This window comes from Terriglobales bacterium, assembly GCA_035624475.1.
Lineage (GTDB): Bacteria > Acidobacteriota > Terriglobia > Terriglobales > Acidobacteriaceae > DASPRL01.
Map to the genome: position 1 here is coordinate 1 of DASPRL010000065.1, position 4,488 is coordinate 4,488.

Consider the following 4,488-nt stretch of genomic DNA (forward strand, 5'->3'; position numbering starts at 1 on the left):
AAGGCTTGCGGCCCTGGCCCTGGCCGCGGCATCTTTGGGATGGCTGAACCTGCTGCGGCGGGTGCGCCGGGCGCACTTCTCGTGGGGCGCCAACCTGGCGGCGGTGGCCGGACTGCCGCTGTTCGCGTTACTTTTATTGCGTTCGGTGCTCTATACGCGGTGGCGCGGGAAGGTAGAGTGGAAGGGGAGGACGTACGCGTCCCGGCCCGGCCGGCCGTGTGACCGAGAACTTCCCCAAGCGGCCCGAGGAGCCTGATGGTCTACTTGACGCGTAAAGCGGAGTTTTCCGCCTCGCACTACTACCACAACCCCGAATTCTCGGCGGAGGAGAACCGCCGCCTGTTCGGCAAGTGCAACAATCCTAACGGGCACGGGCACAACTACACTCTGGAAGTCACGGTGAAGGGGCAGGTGGACGCGCGCTCCGGCTTCGTGGTGGACCTGAAGGAACTGAAGGAGGTGCTGGAGCGCGAGGTGCTTTCCGCCATGGACCACCGCTTCCTCAACAAGGAGGTGCCGGAGTTCCTGCGCACCATCCCCACCACCGAGAACCTGGCCATCGCCGTCTGGAAGCGGATGCAGCCCAGGCTGGAGCGCGCCGCGCTGCACCGGGTGCGGGTGTACGAGACCCCCGACCTGTTCGTGGATTATTACGGAGAAGAATGAAGGCCTATCTCACGCGCCGCTACTGGTTCTCCGCCTCGCACCGGCTGCACAGCGAGGCCATGAGCGAAGCCGAGAACCAGCGCACCTACGGCAAGTGCAACAACCCCCACGGCCACGGGCACAACTACGCCCTGGAGGTCACCGTGGGGGGGCCGGTGGACCCGGCCACCGGCATGGTGTGCGACCTGGTCCAACTGGACGCCTTCGTGGCGCGCGAGATCCTGGAGCGGCTGGACCACGCCAACCTGAACACGCTGGCGTGCTTCCGCGGCATCGTGCCCACCACCGAGAACCTGTGCGTAGACATCTACCAGACCCTGGAGAACGGTTTCCGCGCGGCCAGCGTCGAGAAGGTCCGCCTGGAAGAGACCATGCTGAACTCCTTCGAGTACGCCGGGGGCAGGGAAGTCCGGCGCTAGCAGAAAGCGGGGAAGACCATGAAGAGGGAAGTGGAAGCGGTGACCTTGACCAGCGCCAGCCTGGAAGAGTTGGCGCGCGAACTGCTGGTCCGGCTGGGTGAGGACCCGGGCCGCGACGGCCTGCTGCGCACGCCCGAACGCATGGCGCGCGCGCTCGAATATCTGACCAAGGGCTACCAGGGAGACCCGGAGAGCATCCTCAAGGGCGCCCTCTTCGAAGTCAGCTACGACGAGATGGTCATCGTCAAGGACATCGAGATGTTCAGCCTCTGCGAACACCACATGCTGCCCTTTTACGGCAAGGTGCACGTCGCCTACATCCCCAAGGGAAGAGTGATCGGGCTGAGCAAGATCCCGCGGCTGATCGACATCTTCGCGCGCCGGCTGCAGGTACAGGAGCGCCTGACCACGCAGATCGCCGAGACCATCCAGCGCGCCATCGAGCCCCAGGGTGTGGGCGTGGTCATCGAGGCGCGCCACCTGTGCATGATGATGCGCGGGGTGGAGAAGCAGCACTCCGCCGCCGTGACCTCCTCCATGCTGGGCGTCTTCCGCGACGAACTCGATACGCGCCAGGAGTTCCTCTCCCTGATCCGCAACCGGGCCAGCAATGGCAGCTAAACGAGGCGGGGCAGCCCGGACCCGCCCGCCGGGCCGGCTGCAGGGCAGGGTGGCGGTGGTCACCGGGGCCACCCGGGGGATCGGCTTGGCCATCGCGTCCGCGCTCGCTGCCGAGGGGTGCGACCTGGTGCTCACTGGGCGAGATGCCTCGGCCCTGGCGCGCGCCGTTCGGCGCGTCCGGGACGTGGTCGCGGTCGAGGTCGTGGCGGGCCGCTGCGACGTGCGCGATCCTGAGCAGGTCAGGAAGCTGCTTGCCGCGGCCCGCCGCCGCTTTCCCCGCATCGACATCCTCATCAACAACGCCGGGCGCTCGCATGCCACCCTGCCGGTGGCGCAGCTTCCGGCCGAGGCCTGGCGCGAGGTGCTCGAAACCAATCTGAACGGGATGTTCTACTGCACGCAGGCGGCCCTGCCGCTGCTGCGCGACGGCGGAAGCATCGTCAACCTCTCGTCCGTCGCGGGACCGCGAGAGGCGATTCCCGGCTCCTCCGCCTACAGCGTGAGCAAGGCGGGGGTGGTGGCCTTCGGCGACGTCCTGCGCGAGGAGCTGCGCGAACGCCGCATCCGCGTGATCACGGTGATCGCGGGCGCCACCGACACCGAGATCTGGAAGCAGTTCTGGGCGGAGGCGCCGCGGGAGAAGATGATGGCACCGGAAACCGTCGCCCAGTCCATCGTCGCCGCTCTCACCTTGCCCGAGAATGCGGTGGTGGAGGAACTCGTGCTCACGCCCATCGCCGGCAAGCTGTGAGAACAGCGGCCCTTGGCTCCTGGCCCCGGCTTGATTGACCAGCTTCCGGCAGATTCGGTTGAGTTAGAATCCTTGCTGGGTCAGTCATGCGGAAGTCCGACCAGAAGCGCGACTCCAAGGCGGTGAAGCGCACCTCCCAGATCATCTTCGGGGAGCGCCAGCACCTGCGAGCGGTGCTGGAGTCTATCCGCAAGTTCCGCCACCAGGACGACCGCAGCGAGCAAGAGGCCAGGCAACTGGAGGCGTTGATCGCCGAGCGCACGGCCGAACTGAACGGCATCACCCCGGAATGGGACAAGCGGGTGGCGGAGGCGCGCGACCCCAGGACCTCGGCCGACCGGCTGGCAGAGATGGCGCAGAAGGCCCCCGCCGACGATTACCTGCTGCTGCGCACCATCTCCGAGCATCCCAACACGCCCTCCTCGGTGCTGGCCCTGCTGGCGCGGCATTCCTACGACGCCATCAAGGAGAACGTGGCCCGCCATCCCAACGCCGACTACCAGACCCTGGAGACCCTGGCTGCCGACCCGGAGCGCCCGCTGTGGTTCCTGGTGGCCTGCAACCAGGCGGCGCCTCCCATGTTGCGGGAGCGGCTGAGAAGGCGGATGGATGCTGCCGAGGCGGCGGAGTGAGCCGCTTCAGCGCGGCTGCCAGTCGGTGTAGCGATAGCGTCGTGGCTGGGCAGGGAAGAGCTTGATCAGCGCCAGCCCGGCCAGGAATCCCCCCACATGCGCCCAGAAGGCGATGCCTCCGTGCGAGGTGTCGCGCGGGGAGACGATGGAGGTGGCGGCCCCGCTCAGGAACTGGGCCACGAACCAGTAGCCCAGCACCAGCCAGGCCGGCAGCCAGGTGAAGTAGACGATGAAGAAGGGGATCAGGGTGAGCACGCGCGCCGAGGGATAGAGCAGGAAGTAGGCGCCCATGACTCCGGCGATGGCCCCGGAGGCGCCCACGCTGGGCACCTGCGCCCCGGGATTGAAGGCGATGTGCAGCAGGGAAGCCGCCAGCCCGGTGCCGAAGTAGAAGAGCAGGTAGCGGAAGTGGCCGAGGTGGTCCTCGATGTTGTCGCCGAAGATCCACAGCACCCACATGTTGGCGATGAGGTGCAGCCAGGAGGCGTGCAGGAACATCGAGGTCAGCAGCGGCAGCAGGGCGGCGGTGGCCCCGGGTACGCCGTGCAGCAGGCCGGTCACACGCGCCGGCACCAGGCCGAACTGGAAGAGCAGGGCGGTGCGCCCGGCCTCGTCGAGGATGAGTTCAAAGAGAAAGACGATCGTGTTCAGCCCGATAAGGAAGTAGGTGACGTAGGGCGTGGTGAGGCGGGGCGTGTCGTCCTTGAGGGGGATCATCGGGTCCGGAGATTCGATGCGGCCGGCAAGGAGCGAGCAACAAAAGTTCTTGGCCGGGATTTGACGGGGAGGGGCGCGAGCGCCCAGGATAGCCAGCGCATGAACGGCGTACTGATCATCGACAAAGCGGCGGGCCTGACCTCGCACGACGTGGTCAGCCGGGTGCGCAAGCTGTTGGACGAGCGCTCGGTCGGACACTTGGGAACGCTCGACCCCATGGCCACCGGCGTGCTACCCCTGGTCGTGGGGCGCATGACGCGCCTAGCCCAGTTTTATACCACGGCGGAAAAGAGCTACGAGGGGGAAATCCGCTTCGGCTTCGCCACCGACACCTACGACGCCGAGGGCGAGCCCCTCGGACCGATTCGGGAAGCCCGTCTCTCCCTGGAAGAGGTGCAGGCCATAGCGACCAGGTTCCTCGGACCCATCCAGCAGATGCCGCCTCCGTTCTCGGCCAAGAAGATCGCCGGCGTGCCCGCCTACAAGCTGGCGCGCAAGAAAAAGGAAGTGCCGCTGCAGCCGGTGCAGGTCGAGATCCGGGAGCTGGAGATTCTGCGAGTAGAGGCCGACCGGGCGCGTTTCCGCGCCCGGGTGGCCCCGGGCACCTATCTGCGCTCGGTGGCCCACGATATGGGGCAGGCCCTGGGAGTAGGGGCCCACCTGTCGAGCCTGCGGCGCACTC

At 67.1% G+C, this 4,488-nt stretch carries 7 protein-coding genes; 6 read left to right on the plus strand and 1 reads right to left on the minus strand.

Annotated features, from left to right (window positions below):
* Nucleotides 1–255: 255 nt before the first annotated feature.
* The 5 genes from VEG08_02890 (at nt 256) to VEG08_02910 (ending at nt 3,089) form a co-directional block, all read left to right on the plus strand.
* Nucleotides 256–666: a 6-carboxytetrahydropterin synthase gene (locus VEG08_02890; GenBank protein ID HXZ26927.1), complete on the plus strand. Its 411-nt coding sequence runs from the start codon at nt 256–258 to the stop codon at nt 664–666.
* On the plus strand, nt 663–1,085 hold the full coding sequence (locus VEG08_02895; GenBank protein HXZ26928.1) for a 6-carboxytetrahydropterin synthase: 423 nt from the start codon (nt 663–665) through the stop codon (nt 1,083–1,085). The genes VEG08_02890 and VEG08_02895 overlap by 4 nt, the downstream gene beginning before the upstream one ends.
* A gap of 18 nt (nt 1,086–1,103) precedes the next feature.
* Nucleotides 1,104–1,706, plus strand: coding sequence for a GTP cyclohydrolase I FolE (folE, locus tag VEG08_02900; protein ID HXZ26929.1), 603 nt, complete (start codon nt 1,104–1,106; stop codon nt 1,704–1,706).
* Nucleotides 1,696–2,457 (plus strand): SDR family oxidoreductase, encoded by a 762-nt coding sequence (locus VEG08_02905; protein ID HXZ26930.1) that lies wholly within the window; start codon nt 1,696–1,698, stop codon nt 2,455–2,457. Before folE ends, VEG08_02905 begins: the two co-directional genes overlap by 11 nt.
* Nucleotides 2,458–2,543: 86 nt before the next feature.
* On the plus strand, nt 2,544–3,089 hold the full coding sequence (locus VEG08_02910) for a hypothetical protein (protein ID HXZ26931.1): 546 nt from the start codon (nt 2,544–2,546) through the stop codon (nt 3,087–3,089).
* Between the two features lie 6 nt (nt 3,090–3,095).
* Here VEG08_02910 and VEG08_02915 read toward each other — a convergent pair whose 3' ends face one another.
* Nucleotides 3,096–3,806, minus strand: a complete 711-nt coding sequence (locus tag VEG08_02915; protein HXZ26932.1) for a rhomboid family intramembrane serine protease — start codon at nt 3,804–3,806, stop codon at nt 3,096–3,098.
* A 99-nt stretch (nt 3,807–3,905) separates the two neighbouring features.
* Between VEG08_02915 and truB the strand changes: the two genes are divergently transcribed.
* A partial coding sequence (gene truB, locus VEG08_02920) for a tRNA pseudouridine(55) synthase TruB (protein ID HXZ26933.1) occupies nt 3,906–4,488 on the plus strand: 583 nt, incomplete at its 3' end.